Source organism: Acinetobacter sp. WCHAc060025 (assembly GCF_004209355.1).
GTDB classification, from domain to species: domain Bacteria; phylum Pseudomonadota; class Gammaproteobacteria; order Pseudomonadales; family Moraxellaceae; genus Acinetobacter; species Acinetobacter wuhouensis.
This window is the reverse complement of record NZ_SGSX01000009.1, coordinates 143,558-167,569: the sequence shown is the minus strand read 5'-3', so window position 1 is coordinate 167,569 and position 24,012 is coordinate 143,558. Positions and strand designations below refer to the sequence as shown.

The following is a 24,012-nucleotide window of genomic DNA, read 5'->3' as shown; positions in this document are numbered from 1 at the left end:
AAAGCGTAATAAAGCTGTAACTTATTTGTCATATTTTAAAATCAAAATGCAGTTATCGGAAAAGCACGACACAACAAAAAACTGAAGTGGCGTCTTTCAAATATCGCAGCTTATTTTAAGAGAGAAAAGAATGCGCATTAATCATATCGCACTTGCTTTAGCAGTTTCAGGGGCAGCACTAGCAACTACAGCAAATGCTCGTGATACAATTCAAATCGCTGGTTCTTCTACTGTACTTCCTTTTGCAAGTATCGTTGCAGAAGAATTTGGTAATACTTTCCCTCAATTTAAAGCACCTGTAGTTGGCTCAGGCGGTAGTTCTGCTGGTCTAAAACAGTTCTGTTCAGGTGTGGGCGATAACACAATTGATATCGCAAATGCTTCTCGTAAAATTAAAGACACTGAAGTTGCAGCTTGTAAAAAAGCGGGCGTAAATAAAATCCAAGAAATTAAAATTGGTTATGACGGTATCGTTTTCGCGTCTAACTCAAACAAAGCAGCGTATAAATTACGTCCACAACACGTATTTGCAGCTTTAGCAGCTGAATTACCATCAAATGGTAAATTGGTTCCTAACCCATATACACGTTGGAATCAAATTGACAAATCATTGCCAAATGAACCAATTACTTTAGTTGTTCCTGCATCTAACCACGGTACACGTGAAGTGTTCCAAGAGAAAATGGTTGAATCAGGCTGTGAAGCGTATGATTACTTCAAAAAGTTAGATAAAGATGCTCAGAAAAAAGCATGTTCAAACTTCCGTAAAGACGGTAAAGTGATTGAAATTGCAGGTGATTATACTGAAACACTTGCACGTTTAAAAACTTCTCCAAGCGCAGTAGGTGTATTTGGTCTTGGTTTCTATGATCAAAACAAAGACAAATTACGTGTTGCTACTGTAAACAATGTAGTTCCATCTGAACAAACTGTTCTAAATGGTACATACCCAGTATCTCGTCCTTTATACTTCTATGTAAAAGGTGAACATTTACAAGCAATCAAAGGCTTAAAAGAATTTACTGAATTCTTCTTGAGCAAGAAAGTGTCTGGTAAGGGTTCTAAACTAGATAAAGCAGGTTTGATCTCTTTATCTGACTCAGAACGTGCAAAAGTACTTGCTGGTTTCAAAGCTGGTAAATAATAAAACCGAACAATTAAGCTGATGGTGGGAGACTACCATCGGCTTTCATTGCTAAGAAGAGTTTTTTCAAATAATGAAAATTGAAAAAACGGTGGAGAATACATGAATCTGCTACTCATTGGCGTGTTATTAGCTTTAATCGCTATCGCATATCAAATCGGGCTACGTAAAAGCCGAAGCCTAGCAGGTAAGGGAAATAACACTGCAATTTTACATTCACGTCCAGGCTATTATGGTTCTTTGGTGGCGTTGTGGTGTGGAATCCCAGCTTTTTTAATTTTGATTGTTTGGAACTTAGTAGAACCAAGTGTTCTACAACATCTTATTTTAAAAAATGTTCCAGCAAATATTGCTTCTTCATTAGATGAAGCAGGGGTACATGTTCTGGTAGAGCGTGTTCAAGCGATTGCTTCAGGATTTGGTGTGACGGATACACCAGCTGCTTATGAAGTTGCAGCCGCAGAGCAGTTATCAAAATTTGAACGTATTGGGGCATTTGCTAAATTTGCAGTCGTCGTCTGTATTGCAATGCTTGGTTTAGTCTGGGCGCGTAAAAAAATTACGCAACAATTTCGTGCGCGTAACGAAGTTGAAAAAACCATTAATATCGTTTTGATTCTTTGTTCTGGTGTTGCCATTCTCACTACTGTCGGTATCGTGATGTCGATGTTCAGTGAGGCAATGCACTTTTTCCAATTTGTGAGTCCAATTGATTTCTTCTTTGGTACTGAGTGGAATCCAGGCTTTAGCACTTCTGGGAATGCAGAAGGTAGTTATGGTTTATTACCATTGCTATGGGGAACACTCATGGTCAGTGGTATTGCATTATTAGTTGCTGTCCCTCTAGGACTGATGATTGCGATCTATCTAGCTGAATATGCCTCACCTAAGTTCCGTTCATGGGCAAAACCAACAATTGAAGTTTTAGCGGGTATTCCAACGATTGTTTATGGTGTATTTGCCATGATGGTGATTGGCCCGATCTTCAAATCTATTGGTGATGCAGTGGGTATCGAAGTCAATGCAACCAGTGCTTTAACAGCAGGTTTTGCAATGGGGATTATGATTATCCCATTCGTATCATCACTTTCAGATGACATTATTACCCAAGTACCACGTTCACTACGTGATGGTTCTTTAGGTTTAGGCGCGACCAAATCTGAAACTATTCGCCAAGTGGTATTACCTGCGGCATTGCCAGGTATTACAGGTGCATTTTTACTTGCAGTTTCTCGTGCAGTAGGTGAAACCATGATTGTGGTTCTTGCAGCAGGGAACAGTCCGTTACTGCATATCAACCCACTTGAAGCAGTGTCGACAGTAACCGTGACGATTGTAAAACAATTAACGGGTGATACTGACTTTGCGAGTCCACAGGCATTGGTTGCCTTTGCATTGGGTCTGACTTTATTCACTATTACATTGTGTCTAAACATTGTCGCACTTTATATTGTGCGTAAATATCGTGAGCAATACGAATGAGTACAAATACATCTCCTATGGATCAAAATGTATTTGATCCTCAAGCAGCAGCAGAACTGCGTGAAAAACGTAAGGCAAAAATTGCCAGTACTTTGTCAAAACGCCATCGTAAAGAAAAAGTATTTCGCATAGTTGGTTTTTCAGCGGTTATTACGGGTCTTGCATTTGTTGCAATATTATTTGGCAGTATTTTGTATAAAGGCTTACCTGCATTTTGGCAAGCCAGTATGACGGTTCCTGTTTACTTTGATCCAACAGTGATTGATGCAGGTCCTAAACCAACTCAGAAAGTGGGTGAGTCGCCAGCGGTGTTCCAAGAGCGTTATGTTGATTGGCAAACCAAAATGGGTATGGTGGATTGGGATGCATTAATCGTGAATGGATTGATTGCAAAAGATCCATCACTCGAAAGCCATCGTGATGAACTTTCTAGCTTATATACCAGTTCTGAGTCGTATCGTATCCGTGATATGGTCTTTAAAGATCCAGCATTAATTGGGAAAAAAGTTGAATTAAACTTCCTTGCTGATGCCAATATTGATGTTTGGCTAGCAGGAAATATTGATCGTACACTTCCAGATGAACAGCAACAATTAGATCCTGAGATTCGTCAACTTGCAGATAAAATGGAAGCTTCGGGTGTGATTAGCCGTACGTTTAATACACAAATGTTCAGCAATCCAGACTCACGCAGTTCACCAGCAACAGCCGGTTTAGCAGGTGCATTCATGGGGTCATTATTCATGATGCTCATCGTGATTGCGATCTCTATTCCACTGGGTGTTGCAAGTGCGATTTATCTAGAAGAGTTTGCACCAAAGAACTTTATTACCGATATTATTGAAGTAAACATTAATAACTTGGCAGCAGTACCTTCGATTGTATTTGGTTTATTGGGTGCTGCCATCTTTATTGGATGGATGCATTTACCAATTTCAGCACCGCTAGTGGGTGGTTTGGTACTCAGTTTAATGACTTTACCAACGGTGATTATTACTACACGTGCTTCATTGAAAGCTGTACCGCCATCAATTCGCCAAGCAGCCCTCGGTATCGGAGCATCACGTCTACAAACTGTATTCCACCATGTATTGCCTTTGGCTTTACCAGGAATTATGACGGGTGCAATTATTGGTATCGCGCATGCATTGGGTGAAACTGCTCCATTGCTATTGATCGGGATGAGCGCATTCGTTGCCAATATTCCAGTATCACCAATGGATCAAGCAACGGCTTTACCTGTTCAAGTTTACTTATGGCAAGGTAACGAACTACGTAACTTCTTCGAAGGACGTACCGCTGCTGCAATTATTGTGCTCTTAGCGCTGATGGTCGGACTAAATAGCTTTGCAATTTGGTTACGTAAGAAATTTGAAGTTCGTTGGTAAAGGGCAGAATATATGAATACTGTAGAAACTAAAAATTCCTTAAAGCAGGATATAAACGTGAATTCTGAACAATCTCAATTTACATCGACTGAACAAACTCAAAAGCAAGCAAATACTTCTTTTGTCTCTCAGTTTGAAGCGTCGTCACCGAAGAAAGAAAAAAATACAACAGTCAAGCTTAGTGCTGAAGATGTACATGTTTATTATGGTGAATCAGAAGCGATTAAGGGTATTGATCTTCAAGTTTATGAAAATGAAGTGATTGCATTTATTGGGCCATCAGGTTGTGGTAAATCGACATTCTTACGTACTTTAAACCGTATGAACGATACGATTGATAGTTGTCGTGTGACTGGTAAAGTACGATTAGATAATCAAGATATTTACGATCCAAACTTAGATGTGGTGTTACTTCGCGCTCAAGTGGGTATGGTGTTCCAAAAGCCAAACCCATTCCCTAAATCAATTTTTGAAAATGTTGCTTATGGCCCTAAACTGCATGGTTTAGCCAAAGATAAGTACGATTTAGAAGAAATTGTAGAAAGTAGCTTGCGTAAAGCAGGTCTCTGGGATGAAGTGAAAGATCGCTTAAACCAACCAGGTACAGGTCTTTCAGGTGGTCAGCAACAACGTTTGTGTATTGCACGTACGATTGCAGTAAGCCCAGAAGTGATTTTGATGGATGAGCCTTGTTCTGCACTTGATCCGATCGCTACGGCAAAAGTTGAAGAGCTTATTTCTGAATTGTCTAATCAGTATACCATTGCGATCGTAACGCACTCTATGCAACAAGCAGCACGTGTTTCTGACCGTACGGCTTATTTCCATTTGGGTGATTTGATCGAAGTGAACTCAACTGAGAAAGTATTTACACAGCCTGATCATCAGTTAACAGAAGCATATATCACAGGTCGTTTCGGTTAATCTAAATGGTGTGTGAAATAAAAGAGCCGAAAGGCTCTTTTTTTATCAATAAATTCTGAATTGAATGGTTTCAGGTGCTGCTGTATTGAATGAGAAAAATAATTCTTCACCACCAAATACTTAACCCATGTAATTATTCGCGACTTTGACATAATGTCTTGCGGAATAAGGTAAAAACTCTTTTTCTTTATCTGTTAAAGGGCGAACCTTTTGTACAGGGCTTCCGACATATAAATATCCACTTTCCAAAACTTTACGTGGTGGAACTAAAGAACCCGCACCAATCATCACATCATCTTCAATAATCACGTCATCGAGTACAATACTATTGATACCCACCAAGACGCGATTGCCAATCGTACAGCCGTGTAATGTTACATGATGACCAATCGTGACATCTTCACCGATGATCAGCGGTGACCCATTTGGTTTAGCATCATTTTTATGGCTGACGTGTAGCATGCAATGATCTTGGACATTGGAGTTGCGACCTATTTTAATACTATTCACATCACCGCGAATCACAGCAAATGGCCAAACAGACACATTTTCAGCCAAAGAAACTTCACCAATGACAACTGATAAATCATCAATGTAGCATGTAGAGTCAATTTTTGGATGATGTTCTAAATAAGGACGAATATTCTTTTTCATTGATACACTCCATGTCTATAAAAGTAATTGTTCATGATTATAAAAGAAAAAGCACCCAAATCGTTGAGATGGATGCTTTTGTCTAATCTTTAGAAGCGATTAATTCATGCTGAATTAACACATCGAATTAAAATAAGTTGCTAAAGAACATTTTGATATGGTCGATCATGCGAGAGAAGAAACCAGCTTCTTCTACAGCTTTTAATGCTACAAGAGGCTTTTCAGCAATCACTTTACCATCCAGTGTTGCAGTCAATTTACCGACAACTTGACCTTGTTTTAAAGGTGCATTCAAATTCGGTTGAACTGTCACTTGAGTTTTGATGTTATTGGCTTGACCTTTAGGCATGGTCACGTTGAAGTTTTCAGCTAAACCAATTTGAACATCATTGTCTTTACCGAAGTACACTTTTGCTTTAGCAAGGACTTGGTTGGCAGGCTGAACGCTCACAGTCTCAAAGTTTGAATAACCCCAAGCAAGAAGTGAACGGGTCTGGTTCGCACGTTCATTCATTGAAGGTGCGCCAAAGATTACAGAGATCAAACGCATTGGACCACGTTTAGAAGAGGTGGTTAAACAAAAACCAGCTTCATCGGTATGACCTGTTTTTAAACCATCTACACTTGGATCTGTATAAAGTAAGGCATTACGGTTACCTTGCTTAATCCCATTAAAGGTAAATTCTTTTTGAGAATAAATCGGGTAGTATTTTGAGCTGTCATGAATGATATGTTTCGCTAAAAGCGCCATATCTTTTGCAGTTGAGTAGTGACCATCAGCAGGCATACCTGTTGCATTGATGAAGTTGGTATTCGTCATGCCGATACGTTTTGCTTCTTGGTTCATTGCATAAGCAAAAGAACCTTCATTACCTGAAATATGTTCAGCCATTGCTTTAGACGCATCATTACCTGATTGGATAATAATCCCACGAAGCATTTCAAGAACCGTTGCAGTACCATTTAATGGAACATACATACATGATTCTGTGCTACTCCCTTTACACCAAGCTGACTCATTCATACGAACTTTTTCGTCTTCTGTCAGTTCGCCTTTTAGTAGTTTCTGCTCAATGATGTAACTGGTCATCATTTTGGTCATTGAGGCAGGCGCGAGTTTTTCATTTTCACTCTTTGACGCGAGAATTTGCCCTGTCTCATAGTCCATTAAGACATACGATTTATTATTTAATTCTGGCGGGGTAGTTAAGACGGTTGCTGCATAAGAAAATGAAGGCAAAAGTAATAATGCAGCAATGGCGCTTTTTGGGGTCATTCTAGGTCGTTCCAATCGTTATATAAGCACAAAACAGGCTAGCATTTTAGGGCAAAGCAAAGCCGACTTCTATAAGGAAAGTCGGCTTATTTCTTACTTATTGTAACCAATTAGATTCAGTAGCGATAATCAGCAACTTCTTGACACATTTCAGCATTCTCTTTCTTGCTGAATTTGGCTGATGCTTTTTGAACATCTTTTAATTTCAGCTGAAAATCCTTTTGCTTTGCCAAGGTTTGAACAAAAGTTTTAGGGTTTGCTTCATTCGGCAACACTTTTTTCAACTCTACATCATAAGCTTTTTCAAAAGTTGCTTTGTCCTTCACGAGTGATGGGCATAGTTTTGAAAGATTATATACAGTTGCAATTTCTTCTAAAGAGGCTTGATCTTGTGATACATCAATATTTTGTTCTTGAACTGGAGCTTTTTTTGATGCTGCAAATGCAGGTGTGATCAAAAAAGTACTTGCTGAAATAAGGCTAATTGAAAGCATTTTTAAAGATATATGCATGATGAACCTAATCAATAGTTAATTTAAGAATGGACATAGATTAAAGTGAAAAACAGTGAAAACGATAGAGAAAATGTATCGAAGTTGTAGTATTGGTTAATATTTTTTCGAATTTATAGCTGAGAGATCAAATGAAGCGACTTCTCAGCTTAAATTTAAAATGCTTTAAACTTTTTTGTATTATGATTCTAAATCAATGACATCTTGGCAAACCATTTTTTGTTCAGCTTGATCAACTTCTTTTGTGTTGGCACGTGCTTCTTTTAAAGCAGTTTGGTATTCAGCGTCTTGTTGAAGTTGGGTTAAAGTTGTAGTTTTTGATAAATCCTTTAATAATGTTTGAGTAAGCGCATCAATTTTAGTTTGAAATGTTGGATTATTACCTAGTAAGGCAGGGCAAACTTCAGTCAGTACTTGCGTTGCAGCAATATCTTCTTTGGCTAAAAGATCAGACTCTTGTTGCGTTAAAGTTTCTGAAAATGCAGATTGTGTGCAAAGCGTGATGAAAGCAATAGAAATTGTACGAGTAAGAGAACGTGTAATCATCTTTTTAGTCACAAGTTAGATTTAAAATTGAGCTAGTAACTATATATAATTATTGAATAAATTTAAATTGAATAACTCGTGAGTCATTTAATTTAAATTGTAACGATGAATGAGTAAGTAGGTTTTTGTGAATATTTTGATTGCCAATGATGATGGTGTGTTTGCGCCAGGTATCCAAGCTTTAGCCAAAGCATTAAGTCCTTTAGGTCGTGTAGTGATTGTTGCACCAGAAAGTGAACGTAGTGGATTTTCCAGTGCGCTAACTTTAGATCGACCACTTCGCCCGATCCAAGTTGCACCAGATATGTGGGCAGTCAATGGCACACCTGCGGATTGTGTTTATCTGTCTATGAACGGTCTATTTGATTTTGAATTCGATTTGGTGGTGAGTGGAATCAATAGCGGTGCAAATCTAGGTGATGATGTTTTATATTCAGGAACAGTGGGAGCTGCATTTGAGGGACGTTTGATGAAGCAACCTGCAATCGCTGTATCTTTAGCAGGAAGTAATGTCCGCGCTTATGAAAGCCCGAATGACTATGCTCAAGCGGCAAATTGGGTGTATCAGTTCATTGCCAAAGGTTTACCAGAATTGCCACCGCGCCATATTCTCAATATTAATATTCCAGATGTTGCTGAAATTCAAGGTGCGCAAATTACTTATCAAGGTCGCCGTATTCAATCAAAACCGATTACCAGTCAAGTTGATCCACGTGGCCGTCAAGTGTATTGGATTGGGCTGGCAGGTGAAGCAGTAACAGATCCTAAAAAGAACATGGTTAATATTCAATCTGATTTTTTTGCGATTGCAAATGGATATGTCAGTATTACTCCGATTCAGATGGATGCAACGAATTATGGGATTCTAGAAACGTTACAATCTCAGCTCTCACATAGTCATTTTGATGTATGAGTGTTATAAGTTTGTGAAAAAGCACTGTTAAACAGTGAAATGAGTGTGTTTTTTGCTACTCTTAGCAAAATATTTTAAATTTAAGATTGTAGAGAGGGAAATCAATGCTTGTGGCTCGGTCTCAGTTTCAAATTCAAATGCCTAAGCAATGGATAAGAACAATTTTATCTGTCGTTGTTATAACATCTACAGTGCTCATTACAGGTTGTGCATCCAAGCCTCAGATTAATAACCCAACACGTTATGCTGTTGCACCCGATTATTATACAGTTCGCTCAGGCGATACGCTAAGTGGTATTTCTATGCGTTATGGATTGAGTTATTTGAGTGTTGCTGAAATGAATGATATTGCAGCACCATATCGGATTTATGTTGGGCAATCGCTACGTTTGAAAAAAGGTGGTTCAAATTCGACACGTTCAACAACCAAAGCATTGGCCAATAACGAACCACAGATTCAACGTCAAACGATCAATTTACCAACTCAGCAATCGACCTACACGCCACCTGTACAGAATGCTACAACAGCACCAGTTCAACAAAATACAGTGACTCAGCAGGCAGCAACCACGGTTCAATCAACACGATTAAAATGGGTAAAACCATCCAATGGCGCGGTGATTGCAAATTATAATTTAGCAAACAATATTAAAGGTATTCGTTTCGGTGGGAATATCGGAGATCCAATTTTTGCTGCTGCAGATGGGCAAGTCGTTTATGCTGCTGATGGTTTAAAAGAATATGGTAATCTTGTTCTTGTTAAACATATAGACGGTTATATCACTGCTTATGCGCACAATAGTAAAATGATGGTCAAAAGTGGACAAAATGTGACAGCAGGTCAAAAAATTGCAGAAATGGGCGCTTCTGGTGCAAGTAGCACAATGTTGGAGTTTCAGGTGCGTTTAGATGGTAAACCTATCAATCCGGTAAATATTTTACCAATTAACTAAATAATTAGATGCAAAGTATAATTTTCTTCGTATAATACAATGAGTTGCTTTAAATAAAAAATGTGAAGTAGCTCATAATTTCAGAGGGGAATTTATGTTAGATCAACTTCGAGCAATGGGTGTATTTGCTTGTGTTGTTGAAAAAAGCTCTTTTAGTGGTGCCGCGCGTGATCTTGGCATTACAACAAGCGCAGTGAGTCAGCAAATTCGATCGTTAGAAAATGAAATGGAAGTTACTCTGTTGCATCGTTCTACTCGTAAGCTGAGCTTAACTGAGGCTGGTCAAGCTTTTTTCCACAGTTGCCAAGAAATGCTCGCTGCGGCTGAGCGTGGAAAAATCAGAATTAATGAGTTGAGAGACGATTTAGTCGGTGATTTACGCATAGCAACCACCCCAGAAATAGGTGCAACACATGTTGTTCCTGCATTATCACATTGGATGTCTGCACATCGTGGTTTAATGGTTCATTTTGAAGCAGATAATCAATATATCGACTTAATCCAAGAGCGTATTGATATCGCGATTCGTATGTCGTCTAAGATTGAAGATGCGAATAACTTGAGCTGTACACCGCTTGCACGCGTAGATCAAATCTTGGTGGCATCGCCAAGTTACTTGAATCAAACTGCGCCAATTTCTCGTCCTGAAGATTTACAGAATCATGATTTGATTCCGATCAATATTATGAAAAATTCACAGCATTTTTCATTTCAGCACGGTGCAACTGGTGAAGTTGTAAATCTAGAAATGAAGCATCGTATTCAAACAAATAATGTATTTGTTGCAAAATCACTGTGCCAAAACGGTCACGGTATTGCACGTATTCTTTATTTAGATGTACAAAAAGAATTGATGAATGGTACTTTGGTTGAAGTACTTCCAGAATGGAAGTTACCGACATTCACATTAAGTGCTGTGACATTGAAACGTGAACAACAACCAATGAAAATTCATCGTTGCTTAGATGCTTTAAAACAATATTTTAGCCAACTACCTGGTGGCAGAATTTTCCAAGAAGCTTCATAACAATTAATCTAAACCAGTTTTACTATGAGAGCCGCTTTAAAGCGGCTTTTATATGTTTGGAATTTACCTCATTTATAATGACTCAAAAAAACTAAGGGCTATATCAAATAGCCCTTAGTTTTAAAAACGATGTTATATAACGTTCTAATTAAGCAAGAAATTTCTTAATCGCAGGAACTAAACGCTTCAACAAATCATCAGCTTGTTCATGATTCATATTGAGTGCTGGAAGCAAACGTACCACATTGCCTGAAGTAACATTGATAATTAAATGATGTTCATCACGAGCAATATTCACCAACTCACCACAGTCTTTAGGTAATTCGATCCCGATCATCATACCGAAACCACGTACTGTGACATTTTGATCTGCAAGTTGAATGCGGAATTGATCAACTAGATAAGAACCAATGTTGGCAGCATTTTCAACAATATTTTCTTTTTGAATCAAATCAATCACTGTATAAACAACACGTGAACCTAAGTGTGTGCCGCTATAGGTAGAACCATGATTGCCAGCAGTTAAAACTCCTACACCACGACCTTGGGTCATGACAGCACCGATTGGGAAGCCATTCCCTAAACCTTTTGCAGTCGTCATCACATCAGGCACGATATTGGTATGTTGATATGCAAAGTATTTACCTGTACGACCATTACCAGTTTGAACTTCATCGAGCATCATGAGCCAGTTATGCTGATTACAAATACGACGAATGTCTTCTAAGTAGCTAAAGCCTTGTGGTGCTGTATTCACACCGCCTTCACCTTGGATCGGTTCAACTAGGATTGCCACAATGTCAGGATGGTTAATTGCAGCTTCTTCAATCGCTTCAACATCACCAAAAGGTACGCGGATAAAACCTTCAACCAAAGGTGCAAAACCTTCTTGCACTTTTTTATTGCCTGTCGCAGAAAGCGTTGCAAGGGTACGACCATGGAAAGAATGATCAGCAACAATGATTTTAGGATTGGCTACACCTTGTAGATGACCAAATTTACGCGCAATTTTAATTGCACCTTCATTTGATTCTGCACCACTATTTGAGAAGAAAATTTCTTCCATACCAGACACTTCAGCAAGCTTTTGTGCAGCTGCAGTCTGCCAAGGTACTTCATAAATATTACTGGTGTGAATTAGCGTTGCTGCTTGCTCTGCAATGGCTTCTGCAATGACTGGATGCGCATGTCCTAAACCACAAACAGCAATACCAGTTAAAGCATCTAAATACTCAGTACCATCTTCGGTATACAGATAAGAACCTCGTCCTCGGACAAAGCTGATCTGTTGACGGCTGAATACAGGCATCAAATGAGAAGGTTGATCAGTTTGGACTGGAGCAAGGGTAATGTTAGTCATGACGAACTCTTATCTGTCAGGAATGAAAAATATAAACAATCATCTAACCAAAATATTCAGAAAATATAAAGCCTAAATACAAATAAAATTGGAAATAATCTTGAAGTCATACTCTTTGTGTAGGATTTAGGTATAATGCGGGCAGATGAGTTGAGGATTTAATCAATGACTGAACAAGCACGTGATACAGAAGCGTTAATTCGCGATCAAATTGCTAAACATGCTGTACTTCTTTATATGAAAGGTACACCACAATTTCCACAGTGTGGTTTCTCTGCGCGTGCAGTTGAAGCATTAAGCCAAATTGGTCGTCCATTTGCTTATGTAAATATCTTAGAAAATCAAGATATTCGTTCTATGTTGCCACAAATTGCAAACTGGCCTACATTCCCACAATTATGGATCAATGGTGAGTTGATCGGTGGTAGTGATATTATGCTAGAAATGTTCCAAAATGGTGAATTAAAACCGTTAGTAGAACAATATAGCCCAGCACCTGAAGCTTAATTGCTGAAGATGTAAAAAAGCACCGAAAGGTGCTTTTTTGTTGTTTGTGATTTATACAATCACATCACAATATTTTGAATCAATACAAGCCATGAATTAACAGGGCTTGTATTGTGTAGAAGGACTACTTCCGCTTATTTTGCTTTGCGCTAACTTCTGGTTGATTTTCATCAACTTGAGTAACTTTCTCCGCTTTCTCTCTTTTTTCCTTCTTTGCTTTCTTGTCTTTTTTCTTTTTCTTCGGCTTTTCTTCGATTTGAATCCCGTCTTCGAGTGCTTGCCAATATTCCAATTGCGCCATCACAGCAGCATAAATTGAACCTTTGGTGTAGCGACCTTTTTTATCGAGTGTACCGACAGGACGCGCCATTAAAATTTCTAAAGCTTGATCAATGGTATCAATCGCATGAATATGGAATTGATTTTCATTGACTGCGTCAATCACATCTTGACGTAACATCAAATGTTGCATGTTTTGACGTGGAATAATGACACCTTGTTTACCTGTTAAGCCTTGAAGTTTACATGCATCAAAGAAACCTTCAATTTTAGCATTCACACCACCGATCGGCTGAACTTGACCCAATTGGTTCATTGAACCTGTAATTGCCCAAGATTGATCAATCGGGATCTGGCTAATGGCTGAAATTAATGCAGACAATTCAGCTACAGTTGCGCTATCACCATCCACTTGACCATAACTTTGTTCAAAAGCAAGCGCCGCAGAGAAGTGAAGAATTTGCTCACGACCAAAGTGTGCTTTTAAGAAACTCGACATCAGTAACACGCCTTTGGCATGCAACGAACCGCCCAGTTCTACACTACGCTCAATATCGAGAATATCACCGCCACCTTGATACACAGATGCAGTAAGACGAGAAGGTAAGCCAAACTCAACATCTGCATATTGAATTACAGACAGGGCATTGATTTGCCCTAAGCGATGACCATGCGTTTCGATCAACTGCGTACCACGTGAAAGATCTTGCCAATACAACTCTCTCAAATAGCCTAAGCGATATTGACGATGCTTGAGTGCGGTATTGATATGATGCGATGTGACTAATTTTTCATCGGCTTGTGCAGCATGGTGATGTGATTCACGAATCAAATCACCCAAAGTTAAAGCATGTAATGACAATGAACTTTGATCTTCTGCTTGACGACTTGAATCTGTCAGTAAAGCTGCGAGGGCAGAGCGGTCAAAAGGTAGTAATTTGTCTTGTTGAACATAGTCAGCAATCAACTGCATATAGGCTTGTTCATTGTCATCATTACGTTGCAAGGTGTCGGTAAAGTCTGCACGAATTTTAAAGACACTGCCAAGTTCAGGTTCAACTTCTAGGATTTGATAATAAACTTCAGGTTCGGCCAATAACACGACTTTCAAATTCAGTGGAATTGGTGCAGGTTCAATCGAAATGCTTCCTGTTAAAGTGAGCATGTGTTCTAAAGATGAAAGTTTGAGTTGCCCTGATTTTAAAGCACGTTTAAGCCCTTGCCATGCATAAGGTTGTTCTAAAAGCTGTTCAGCTTCTAAAATTAAAAAACCATCATTGGCTTGATGTAAGACACCAGGACGGATCAAAGTGAAGTCTGTGGTAATTGTTCCATTTTGAGTGAGTTGCTCAACATGACCTAATAGGTTGTAATGTGTTGGGAAGTCTTCAAAAACGACAGGCGCACCAGAATTCGGTTTATTGCTGACGACGACATTGGCTTGATAACGCGCAGGAACACGATTAAACAAGGCAGGTGAAAATTCTTCACCTTCTTGGTCTAAAATCGTTTCAACATTGTCAATAATATCTGTAGCATAAAGTTTTAAGTATTGTTCAAGCCCAACAACAGTTTTGAATTTCGCTAAAATCTGTTCCATTCGTGGAATAACGACTTGTTTGGCAATATCACGATTCAGCTCTGACACTTGGTCACGGGCATCATCTTCTAAATCGCCAAGTTGTAAACCTAAGCGTTCTAGTTTTTTATCCATATAACGAATATTGGAATTGATTTCTGCACGCTGTTTGCTATCGAGTGCATTAATGTCTTCCTGTGACATTTCCAAAACTTTGTCATCTTTGACATGAATCGGAACAAAAATATGTTCGTCGTTACGATTCACCAATTTTAGATCAAGTTCCTCACCTTCTTTAGTCAGTTCAACCAAAGCAAGTTGCTGTTCATTACCTGTAATTTGGCGAATACGTTCAATGCGATTGTGATAAGTCTCTGCACTAAAACGACGTTCTAGTTGTTTAACAATCGTTTGCCAAGTTTGATGGAGTAATGCCTCAAACTTGCTTCCCTGACCTGCTGGGAATTGTAATGCGATCGGTTGACGAGCATTTTTGAAATTATAAACATAAGCCCAATCATCAGGCGTTTGCATGGTCTTGGCATGTTGCTGTAGTAAACGCTTGATCATGGTTTTTTTACCAAGACCCGCTGTACCTACGGCAAAAATATTATAGCCAGAATAAGGTAAGGCAATGCCTGCTTCTACTGAAGCTTTTGCGCGATCTTGACCCAAGAAGTTATTTAAAGGCTTGATTCTTTTTGTTGATGTTGGAATCTTCGCTAAGTTAGGGATATGGGTCAGTTGTTCTGATTTTAAGGCCGTCTGTGTCAATGTATTCTGAATTTCCGTCTGATCAAAAGCTGAAGGTAATGTATTTTCGGTTTTTTGTAATGTGGTTGCAGTTGAAATATTTGAAACGGTAGAGCTAATTTGATCGTGTCTTTGGGTCACAGGTGAAATCCAAAACTAAATGTGAGTTGAAAGTTTAAAGGTATACAGGAATGGAGAGAAAGATCAAGCGCCAAAAGCGGAAAAATCTGTAAAAGGCATCATCTGTTGCATAAAAATGATTGAAACTCTCGGCATTAAGCGGTTGAATAGCATTCTTGCTTTTAAGACAAAAAAGAACGTAATGACAATACAATCTTCAGGATGGAAATCTGCCTTTACTGCATTTTTAGATCGCCGTGCTTTAATCATGCTGTTTTTAGGTTTTTCTTCAGGGATTCCAATTTTTCTTATTTTTTCAGTGTTATCGTTTTGGTTAAGCGAAGCTGGAATCCAACGTAGCGCGATTACCATGTTTTCGTGGGCGGCTTTAGCGTATGCATTTAAGTTTATTTGGGCGCCGTTGATCGATAAGTTACCATTACCTTTTTTGACGAAAAAACTTGGAAAAAGACGAGGATGGTTATTGCTTTCGCAAATATTGGTGACGATCGCTATTTGTATGATGGCATTTACTGATCCGAGTATTCATGGCGGACAAGTTGGCTCTATTTCGAGTTTAACTTTTATGGCATGTTCGGCAGTATTTTTAGGTTTCACTTCAGCGACTCAAGATATTATTGTAGATGCTTATCGTATTGAATTAACGCAAGATCCGAATGTTCAGACGGTATTAGCATCGACTTATAATGCAGGTTATCGCATCGCTACAATCATTACTCAACTCGGCGCGTTATTATTTGCGGCTTCGCTTGGGACGTCGATGGGTAACTATATTTATGAGGCTTGGCGATCAACGTATTTGCTCATGGCATCTTTAATGGTTGTAGGATTGATTACAACATTAGTCATTCATGAACCTGTTGTGCAAGTTGAAGAAAAAAAATATCAAACAAAAGACTATCTTCAACTTTTTATCGTATTCATTATTTCTACAGCTGTTTTTGTATTTAGTTTTATACAAATTGGTGGGCTGATTTCAGCTTTGAGTATTGATGATGCTTTTTTAAGTTTCATTGTGCAAGTTTTACGTTTTGTTGCTAGCGTCGCTTCCGCTGTATTAATTGTTTTCTTATTGGTGCGCACAAAACTGATTGATCAAAATATTGTTGTTGAAACATGGCTTTCTCCGATCTTAGATTTCTTCAAACGTTATGGTTTAAAAGTTGCACTCGCGATTTTGCTTCTGATAGGTTTTTATCGTATTTCAGATATTGTTGCAGGTGTAGTCGCGAATTTATTTTACTTGGATCTTAATTTCGACAAGGAAGAGATCGCTTGGTTCAATAAATTTTTTGCGATTTTCTTTGTGATTATTGGAGGATTTCTAGGTGGTTTAATGGCACAGCGCTTTAACATTATGAAGATGATGTTGGTCGGTGCAATTATTGCCAGTACAACCAATCTTATTTTCGTCGGTTTGGTCAAGTCAGGTTCAACCATGAATGATGTTCAGGTGCAAGTTGGACAAGCGCAGTACCAAGTGCAACCCGATGAAGTTGGAAACTGGACTTTGAAAGTACCTGCGAAGTCATTTGCAGGTGCGCAAGAAGTTAAGGTGCAATCAAAACCAGATGATTATGAGCAACCATTAACCTTAACCATTCCTGTGCAAAATTATAATTCAAATCAAGACCCACAGATTTTTGTTCAGGCGATTGGCGGTGACAATCAGCTGTATCAAGATGAACGTAGCAAAGATGTGATTGTTCGTGGTGTTGTTTCGAATTTATCTGAGCAAGATCAATTGATGAAATTGCAAGTTAAACTTGGTAATCAACCTCCAATAGATGCAAAACTGGATCAGAAAAATTGGAGTGTGGTTATTCCTGGTACTCAATTTAATGGGCAACAACAGATTTCTGTGCAAGCTGATATAACGTTCAAAGGACAAAAAAGCACGTTAAATACTCAACATGCATTTGCAAATCATTCTGACATACAACCACGTTCACGAATGAGCATGGGCGAATTATCAGCAGTCAATACCAATCAAGCTGATGATGTAGAACTCAAAGGTAAAGTGATTGTACCCTATAGCAAAATATGGCTCGTGATGGGTATTATTTTTGATAATTTGGCTTCAGGTTTGGCTGGTGCTGTATTTATTGCTTTCTTATCAAGTTTAACCAGTGTTTCATTTACTGCGATGCAATATGCAATCTTCAGTTCATTAATGTTGCTTTTGCCTAAAATGATCGGTGGTTATTCGGGTACAATAGTCACAAATTTCGGATATTCAACATTTTTCTTTATGACCTTTTTAATGGGACTCCCAATTTTAGTATTGGTCATATGGGTTGAAAAGTTGTTGAATCAATTAAAAAGTAATTAGTTTAAATAGATAGGTGAAATAGACATGCGCATGCTACATACCATGTTACGCGTAGGCAATTTAGAACGTTCTTTGGCGTTTTATACTGAAGTGCTCGGTATGACTTTACTTCGTAAACGTGATTATGAAGAGGGACGTTTTACTCTAGCATTTGTTGGTTATGGTGATGAAGAAAGCCATACAGTATTAGAATTGACTCATAACTGGGATACAGACAGCTATGACTTGGGCAATGCTTATGGACATATTGCTATTGGTGTTGACGATGCATATAAAGCCTGTGAAGAGATTAAAGCACGTGGTGGAAATGTAGTACGTGAAGCCGGTCCAATGAAAGGCGGTGTGACTGTAATTGCTTTTGTTGAAGATCCAGATGGTTATAAAGTCGAATTGATTCAACAAGATCAAGATGCTCGAAACAATTAAAATCTATTCATTGCTTACATAGGTTGAAGCAGGTTTTATGTAAAACATATTATATAAAGTTTAAGTGTTTAAATTAAATAGTGAACATTTTGCTCAAAAAGTAGCTAAACTCAATAAGCCCAGTAAGATGAAAGTTTACCTTTAGGTAAAACTGATCTTGTTGGGCTTTTTTAAAAGCTTTTATTTCATTCAAAAGATAGGATGCTTAATATGAATGTATTAAAAATGCTTGCTTTAGATCGCTTCACAATTTTGCTGATTGTAATGGTGGTTTTAGCAACATTTCTACCTGTGCATGGGCAAGCTGCTGACATTTTTGGAAAAATAACCACGATTGCAATCGCAGTGTTGTTTTTTTTACATGGTGCTAAGTTATCTCGTGAAGCAATCATTGAGGGTGTCTTGCATTGGAAACTACATGCGGTCGTTTTTGCATTTACATTTGCGGTATTTCCAATCATAGGTTTGTTGGCTAAACCTGTTTTATTGCCTTTGCTTGGGCAAGAGCTTTATTGGGGTTTCTTGTTTATGTGCTTCTTGCCATCGACAGTGCAATCTTCAATCGCATTTACATCCGTTGCACGAGGGAATGTTGCAGCAGCTGTGTGTAGTGCTTCGTTTTCCAACTTAATTGGGATGTTCATCACCCCTGTGATGGTGAGTCTGTTTATTTTTGGTCAATCTAAACATGATTATGATCCGACATCTTCAATTATCGAAATTACCTTATTGTTGCTTGTGCCTTTTATCGCAGGGCAGTTATTACGACCTTATGTATTTCCATTGATGCAGAAAGTACCGAGTATTGTCAGAACTTTTGACCAAGGTACGATTTTGATGGTGGTTTATGGTGCTTTTAGTGGTGCAGTCGTTGCAGGTTTATGGCATCAGGTGAGTTGGACAACTTTGATTTACTTGACCTTGGCATGTTCAGTCTTCTTGACGATCATCATGTTGTTGGCATTGTACATCCCGAAATGGTTAGGCTTTAATAAGCCAGATCAGATTGCTATTTTCTTCTGTGGTTCGAAGAAAACATTGGCAAGTGGTGTTCCTATGGCGCAGATTTTATTTATTGGACAGCCGATTGGTATGATTGTTTTGCCGATTATGATCTTTCATCAGATCCAATTGATGGTCTGTGGTGTCATTGCTAACTATTGGTCTAAGCAAGATCATGAAAATGTCAAAATTCAGGAAGATTCTGTCTTAGATTAGTCGCATTATTGCTAAAGAGTGGGTATAATACTGCCCACTTGTTGTGCTTTGCTCTGACACTTATAGTCTCGGTGGGCTCAAAAGAAATGGTCTGTTATGGTGTTGATCTGCGGATTTATTTAAATATGAATGATTTAATTAAATCGCTTATTTCCTCAATTTGAGAGTGATCAATTGCGATGACAGCGAAACCTTTCTTAACTTAGGAGAATCGACCATGCGCGCCGATATTCACCCAAAATATGAAACTTTAGTTGCTACTTGTTCATGTGGTAACGTTATCGAAACTCGTTCAGCTTTAGGTAAAGAAACTGTATACCTAGACGTATGTTCAGCTTGCCACCCATTCTATACTGGTAAACAAAAGAATGTGGACACTGGCGGTCGTATTGATAAATTCAAACAACGTTTTGCTGGTATGTCACGTTCTGTTAAACGTTAATACCCAAAACAAAAAAGAACGGGCTTTAGCCCGTTTTTTTGTACCTAAAATTCGAATAACTATATGAATATATGAAATTTAATAATATGAAAAAATACCCTCGATTCAAATATGAAAAGAGGGTATTACGTTAAGCACAGTGCTACTTATAGTTGTGGGTTATTGGTCTTGAACGTCAGTTAAATGATCCAGTTTTTTCTGGAAATATTCACCTTGCAGAAAACGGACATCGACATTCCAAGCATTGGCAAAAGATCCCATATCATTTAAATTTTTCAATAACATTTCAACGGGTTTAATCGCATGGAATCTTTCCAATGTGTGTTGGAATTCAGTCATGCCTTTATCGGTATTTAACTTTTCAGTAAATGATTCATCGAGTGTGAGTAGGTTGACATCAAGTTGCTGCAAAATCGCTTCACTTGAAATACTCGTACCAAAACGTCGAATCGAAATTTCAGCGCCGTGATTACGGAGTACCTGAATTTGCTTTTGGGATTCAATCACACTCTTCGCAATATCTTCTTCATCAAATTGCAAGATTAATGGATTTGACTGACGGCTTCCAACTATGGTTAAAAGTTTAGAAATTAGTTCAGGGAATTGTTTATCATGGAATAAGACATGACGATTTAAATTCACAATTAATTTCGCTTCAGGGTATTGGGTGATGAAATTATGTAATTGTTTACATGCTTCAACCAAAATCCAGCGGTCTAATTTAATCGACAGTTCGATATCATCATCTAACTCAACAAGATTACTGACTTTTTTCCATTGGTTTTCAAAAATAAAACCACTACTGACTTCATAAGTGTTTAGATTGCTATCTTGTTTGTCATAGAGTTGCTGATATTTTAACTTAATTTCACCTTTTTCAAGTGTTTGAGCAATCTGTTCTAAAATCGGTGAAGTTTTGAAAATAGGGCTTGGTTGAATAGGTTGCTGATTAGACTCAATCGGTGCTGGTGCTGGTGCTGTAGGTTCAAGTTCAAAAGAGCTGGTTTCATAGGAGATCGGTTGAACTTGTTCAGACTGTGGTTCGATTGAAAGTTTAGGCTCAACGACAGCTAACTCAATTTTTGTTTCTTGTAATGTTGCGCTCAGCTGTTGGTCTAAAACGGAGTTTGTTTTATTTAAACGTTGGTCATAAGCTTGTGCTAAAAGTGCTTCAAAATTTGCTTCTATAAAAGTATCTTGTTGAATATTTGCATAGCCAATTTTTATGTTTAATGGATATGTTGTGCCATTCAGCTCAAGCAATTGTGGCTTTTCTAAAGCTTGTAAGCCTTGGATACGAGATTCTAAAATAGCATCAGATTCTGCTTGTAATACGACAGCATAGATCATCATATCAATTTGATGAACTGTAGTATTAGTTTGTTCCTTGATGAAGTTCTTAAAACCTTTTAAATATTCGAAAGCAGTTTGCCAATTGGCATTCAGCACTTGATCGGGGCAACTGGCAAAGCTAAATATAATCAAAGCATTTGATTTTGCTGGTTGATTAATTAGTGAATAATGGATGTGTTGAAAACTACTAGCGATTGATGATAGCCCTTTTTTTGGAAGGTCAGACGATTGAGTTGTCGACTTTTGAGCTACAGTATTCGTTTCAATCGCAATTTGAATGCTGTCATTCTCATTTGTGGGTAAAAACTCAATTTTTAGCGGATTCTCTGTTTTGGCATTTTCGTTTAGTGTATCAATTTCAAAACGTGCAAACTCAAATTGACCTTGAGTTATTTTTCTAAAACGTTGTTTGAAATCATTGAGATTTTTAGGCTTTAAAATATCTAGGAGTGGTAATCCGATAATTTCGGACTCATCACTTAAGCCGAATAGTTTTAAGTATTCAGCATTGGCTTCGGTATGGATGCCTTCTTGAATAATCGCAACAGCTTTGTGTTGTTCTTCAACCAGCGCTTGGGCTTGATTTTTTGCATTTTCAAGGTCATTTAAAAGGTGGTTCTTTGTCTGTTGCGTTCGACTATAAGATAAAGCTCGAATAAGGCTGACATAAAAACGCTCAGTATATTCAAGATTTACGACATCATAAATGCCTTTTTGGATATATGAGAGATACTGTTCTGGTTGATAATCTTCAGGTTTTAAAAATAAAACAGGAATATCAACTTCAGAAGATGCTTGAATTAGGGTGATTGCTTGTTCAATTTTAATATCGTAAGCACGGCCAAAAATGATGAGATCCCAAGTTGTATTGAGTTGCTTCTCGAAACTTTTCAATTCATCGAGCAAGAGTGCTTGGACTTGATGATTCTTACTTTGAAATAACTCAATGATTTCATTATAACGAATTTGGTTGTCATCAATAATGAGCAATCGAGTTTCAGAGAGTTTTAGTTTCTTCGATAGTAATAAATTTCTCACTTCAAGGCTTCCCATACATCTTGATTATTCAAATTGGTGGATTGTTTCTGAATGAATTGTTCAATCAAATGATTCTGTTCATCATTCATGAGTTCAAACTCATATTGAGCAAAACTTTGTGTAATTAACAGTGTTTTCGTTAAATAGACCTTAATTTCTTCTGTTTCTAAGCGCAAATAAATTGCTTGCTGCTCTTTGAAAAAAGGCAAGTTTGGCAAAATGATTGAAATATCAGATTCATTTAAATTTTGTACGATTACCATTAGGCAGGGGTGAAAATTTACAGTCGACCGATCGGCAGGTACTTTGACAGCGCAAGGATAAATGTCTTGAGCCAATACCTCTAAACCAACTTCATACGTTTTGTTGACAGATTGTTTAATCCAACGAATGATCGCACCTTTCCATTTATTATTTAGGCTTTCATTGATTAAAATGAACTCACCGGTTCTTAAACTTTTAGGGGCCACATTGTCCCAACGAATTCGATAGCCATTCATACTGATGTCAAGGACTTGTGCTTGATATATTTGCTTTGCTTCACGGTCTAAATGTTTAATATCACTAAAGTTTGAAGCGACATCAGAACCCGAAGCAATAGATGAATGCTTATTTGACTCAGATTGGAGTCCGTAATTGCTATTTAAATTTAAAGTTTCGGCAAAGTTTTTTGCTTTTGATAAGTAAAAATGCGCTGTTGGTATGCTGAAACACATTTGTAGTTGCGCAGAATATTCATAACGCTCATGTTGACGTTCTGTGGTTGTTCCTAAAACATTTTGAACGTGAAATTTAAGCGCAGCAGATAAGTAAAGCTGTTCATTTTTAGATAAGTACTCAGATTCTCTATGAATAGTTGAGTTTACGTGTTCGAGTAAGTTTTGGGTTGAAATATATAAACTGGTATGAAAATTAACATGTTGTTTGCGATTATAGATCGGAGGAACGTCTTTAGAACCATCGACGATATAACGAGAAAGCATGGTTTCACGAGGTAATACTTGAACCAATTTCACCCAATCAAAAGTACATTGATACAGTGCTTGAGTCTCTGTTGGACGAATCTGATGCGTATTAAAAATATCCAACAACAATACTTGCGCATAGGCTTGTTGAATATTTTGAATGGTAAAATGTGTACCTTGTAGCTGATTTATATTGATATTGTGTTCTTGGTTTTTAACTGCAAGTTCATAAAGGTGATGCGTCGCTAACCACTGATGTGTTAAGCGTCCGCTATAAATCATTTGTTGCTGAATCAATAACAAACCGAGTTGTTCTAGGGCATAAAAAGTCGCAAGTGTACGTGCTGTTTTTAGATTACGTTTTTGCTTAAAGTTAAAAAATGAAAGTTTATTTGAAGTAAGTTCTTGGTGGCTACGTTGTACAATGTTGATATAAACATTGGTAAAATAAGTACGAATTCTTGACGATAAATCAACAATATGATCAAGTCTTTCAGACTGAGAAAGTCCTTGATTTAAAATATTTTTTTCTAAGCTGGATAAAATACTTTCTGTAATTGGATGTAAGATTTGAATCAGATCAAAGCGCAGAGTTTCACTGCAATTCAATTCACTAATCTCACAAATCGCTTGCAAGACAGACTGAGATGTATCCCCGAGTTGCATGATTGATAATGTCGCAACCCAAGCAGTGACAGACTCTACTGAACTATCAGCAAAACTCAACTTGTCTCTTTGTAAAACCGTGATATTTTGAAAAATTTCAGAAATTTCTTTATTTATCATGAGTATTTTCAACT

Annotated in this window: 20 protein-coding genes; 12 read left to right on the top strand and 8 right to left on the bottom strand. The window is 37.9% G+C overall.

Going from position 1 to position 24,012, the window contains the following annotated elements:
- The first annotated feature begins 130 nt into the window (after nt 1-130).
- The 4 genes from EXE09_RS09655 (at nt 131) to pstB (ending at nt 4,938) form a co-directional block, all read left to right on the top strand.
- The gene (locus tag EXE09_RS09655; RefSeq protein WP_068976042.1) at nt 131-1,144 is read left to right on the top strand and encodes a substrate-binding domain-containing protein; all 1,014 of its coding nucleotides are present in this window, start codon (nt 131-133) and stop codon (nt 1,142-1,144) included.
- A 102-nt stretch (nt 1,145-1,246) separates the two neighbouring features.
- Nucleotides 1,247-2,626 (top strand): phosphate ABC transporter permease subunit PstC, encoded by a 1,380-nt coding sequence (gene pstC / locus EXE09_RS09650; protein ID WP_068976041.1) that lies wholly within the window; start codon nt 1,247-1,249, stop codon nt 2,624-2,626.
- The gene (gene pstA, locus EXE09_RS09645; protein ID WP_068976040.1) at nt 2,623-4,014 is read left to right on the top strand and encodes a phosphate ABC transporter permease PstA; all 1,392 of its coding nucleotides are present in this window, start codon (nt 2,623-2,625) and stop codon (nt 4,012-4,014) included. Before pstC ends, pstA begins: the two co-directional genes overlap by 4 nt.
- Before the next feature lie 12 nt (nt 4,015-4,026).
- Nucleotides 4,027-4,938 carry a phosphate ABC transporter ATP-binding protein PstB gene (gene pstB, locus EXE09_RS09640; RefSeq protein WP_068976039.1) on the top strand — a complete coding sequence of 304 codons (912 nt, stop codon included), beginning with the start codon at nt 4,027-4,029 and terminating at the stop codon, nt 4,936-4,938.
- A gap of 120 nt (nt 4,939-5,058) precedes the next feature.
- Here the strand turns inward: pstB and EXE09_RS09635 are convergent, their stop codons facing one another.
- The 4 genes from EXE09_RS09635 to EXE09_RS09620 form a co-directional block, all read right to left on the bottom strand.
- Complete coding sequence (locus EXE09_RS09635; protein WP_130112384.1) at nt 5,059-5,592, bottom strand: gamma carbonic anhydrase family protein; 534 nt, start codon at nt 5,590-5,592, stop codon at nt 5,059-5,061.
- Nucleotides 5,593-5,719: 127 nt separating this feature from the next.
- The gene (dacC, locus tag EXE09_RS09630) at nt 5,720-6,868 is read right to left on the bottom strand and encodes a D-alanyl-D-alanine carboxypeptidase PBP5/6 (protein WP_087551992.1); all 1,149 of its coding nucleotides are present in this window, start codon (nt 6,866-6,868) and stop codon (nt 5,720-5,722) included.
- A gap of 116 nt (nt 6,869-6,984) precedes the next feature.
- Complete coding sequence (locus EXE09_RS09625; RefSeq protein ID WP_130117118.1) at nt 6,985-7,380, bottom strand: MCR_0457 family protein; 396 nt, start codon at nt 7,378-7,380, stop codon at nt 6,985-6,987.
- A 180-nt stretch (nt 7,381-7,560) separates the two neighbouring features.
- Nucleotides 7,561-7,926 carry an MCR_0457 family protein gene (locus EXE09_RS09620; protein ID WP_130117117.1) on the bottom strand — a complete coding sequence of 122 codons (366 nt, stop codon included), beginning with the start codon at nt 7,924-7,926 and terminating at the stop codon, nt 7,561-7,563.
- Between the two features lie 127 nt (nt 7,927-8,053).
- Here EXE09_RS09620 and surE point away from each other — a divergent pair, with 127 nt between their 5' ends.
- From surE to EXE09_RS09605, 3 genes are all read left to right on the top strand, one after another.
- Nucleotides 8,054-8,839 (top strand): 5'/3'-nucleotidase SurE, encoded by a 786-nt coding sequence (gene surE, locus EXE09_RS09615; RefSeq protein ID WP_068976034.1) that lies wholly within the window; start codon nt 8,054-8,056, stop codon nt 8,837-8,839.
- 104 nt (nt 8,840-8,943) lie between these two features.
- A complete protein-coding gene (locus EXE09_RS09610; RefSeq protein ID WP_130117116.1) occupies nt 8,944-9,792 on the top strand; it encodes a peptidoglycan DD-metalloendopeptidase family protein in 849 nt (282 codons plus the stop codon).
- A gap of 94 nt (nt 9,793-9,886) precedes the next feature.
- Nucleotides 9,887-10,819 (top strand): LysR family transcriptional regulator, encoded by a 933-nt coding sequence (locus EXE09_RS09605; RefSeq protein WP_068976032.1) that lies wholly within the window; start codon nt 9,887-9,889, stop codon nt 10,817-10,819.
- Between the two features lie 148 nt (nt 10,820-10,967).
- On the opposite strand, the gene EXE09_RS09600 is transcribed toward EXE09_RS09605, so the two are convergent.
- A complete protein-coding gene (locus EXE09_RS09600) occupies nt 10,968-12,179 on the bottom strand; it encodes an aspartate aminotransferase family protein (protein ID WP_130117115.1) in 1,212 nt (403 codons plus the stop codon).
- A 165-nt stretch (nt 12,180-12,344) separates the two neighbouring features.
- Between EXE09_RS09600 and grxD the strand changes: the two genes are divergently transcribed.
- Complete coding sequence (grxD, locus tag EXE09_RS09595; RefSeq protein WP_068976030.1) at nt 12,345-12,686, top strand: Grx4 family monothiol glutaredoxin; 342 nt, start codon at nt 12,345-12,347, stop codon at nt 12,684-12,686.
- Nucleotides 12,687-12,810: 124 nt separating this feature from the next.
- On the opposite strand, the gene EXE09_RS09590 is transcribed toward grxD, so the two are convergent.
- Nucleotides 12,811-15,417, bottom strand: coding sequence for a Lon protease family protein (locus EXE09_RS09590; protein ID WP_416332364.1), 2,607 nt, complete (start codon nt 15,415-15,417; stop codon nt 12,811-12,813).
- Nucleotides 15,418-15,619: 202 nt separating this feature from the next.
- On the opposite strand from EXE09_RS09590, the gene EXE09_RS09585 reads away from it, so the two are divergent.
- From EXE09_RS09585 to rpmE, 4 genes are all read left to right on the top strand, one after another.
- Nucleotides 15,620-17,770: an AmpG family muropeptide MFS transporter gene (locus tag EXE09_RS09585; RefSeq protein WP_130117113.1), complete on the top strand. Its 2,151-nt coding sequence runs from the start codon at nt 15,620-15,622 to the stop codon at nt 17,768-17,770.
- Between the two features lie 24 nt (nt 17,771-17,794).
- Nucleotides 17,795-18,196 carry a lactoylglutathione lyase gene (gloA, locus tag EXE09_RS09580; protein WP_130117112.1) on the top strand — a complete coding sequence of 134 codons (402 nt, stop codon included), beginning with the start codon at nt 17,795-17,797 and terminating at the stop codon, nt 18,194-18,196.
- Nucleotides 18,197-18,406: 210 nt separating this feature from the next.
- Nucleotides 18,407-19,414, top strand: coding sequence for a bile acid:sodium symporter family protein (locus tag EXE09_RS09575; protein ID WP_068976026.1), 1,008 nt, complete (start codon nt 18,407-18,409; stop codon nt 19,412-19,414).
- A gap of 217 nt (nt 19,415-19,631) precedes the next feature.
- Nucleotides 19,632-19,856: a 50S ribosomal protein L31 gene (gene rpmE / locus EXE09_RS09570; protein ID WP_068976025.1), complete on the top strand. Its 225-nt coding sequence runs from the start codon at nt 19,632-19,634 to the stop codon at nt 19,854-19,856.
- Between the two features lie 159 nt (nt 19,857-20,015).
- Here rpmE and EXE09_RS09565 read toward each other — a convergent pair whose 3' ends face one another.
- Both EXE09_RS09565 and EXE09_RS09560 read right to left on the bottom strand, forming a co-directional pair.
- Complete coding sequence (locus tag EXE09_RS09565) at nt 20,016-22,262, bottom strand: EAL domain-containing protein (RefSeq protein WP_130117111.1); 2,247 nt, start codon at nt 22,260-22,262, stop codon at nt 20,016-20,018.
- Nucleotides 22,244-23,998: a GTPase gene (locus EXE09_RS09560; protein ID WP_087552001.1), complete on the bottom strand. Its 1,755-nt coding sequence runs from the start codon at nt 23,996-23,998 to the stop codon at nt 22,244-22,246. The genes EXE09_RS09565 and EXE09_RS09560 overlap by 19 nt, the downstream gene beginning before the upstream one ends.
- Nucleotides 23,999-24,012 lie beyond the last annotated feature (14 nt).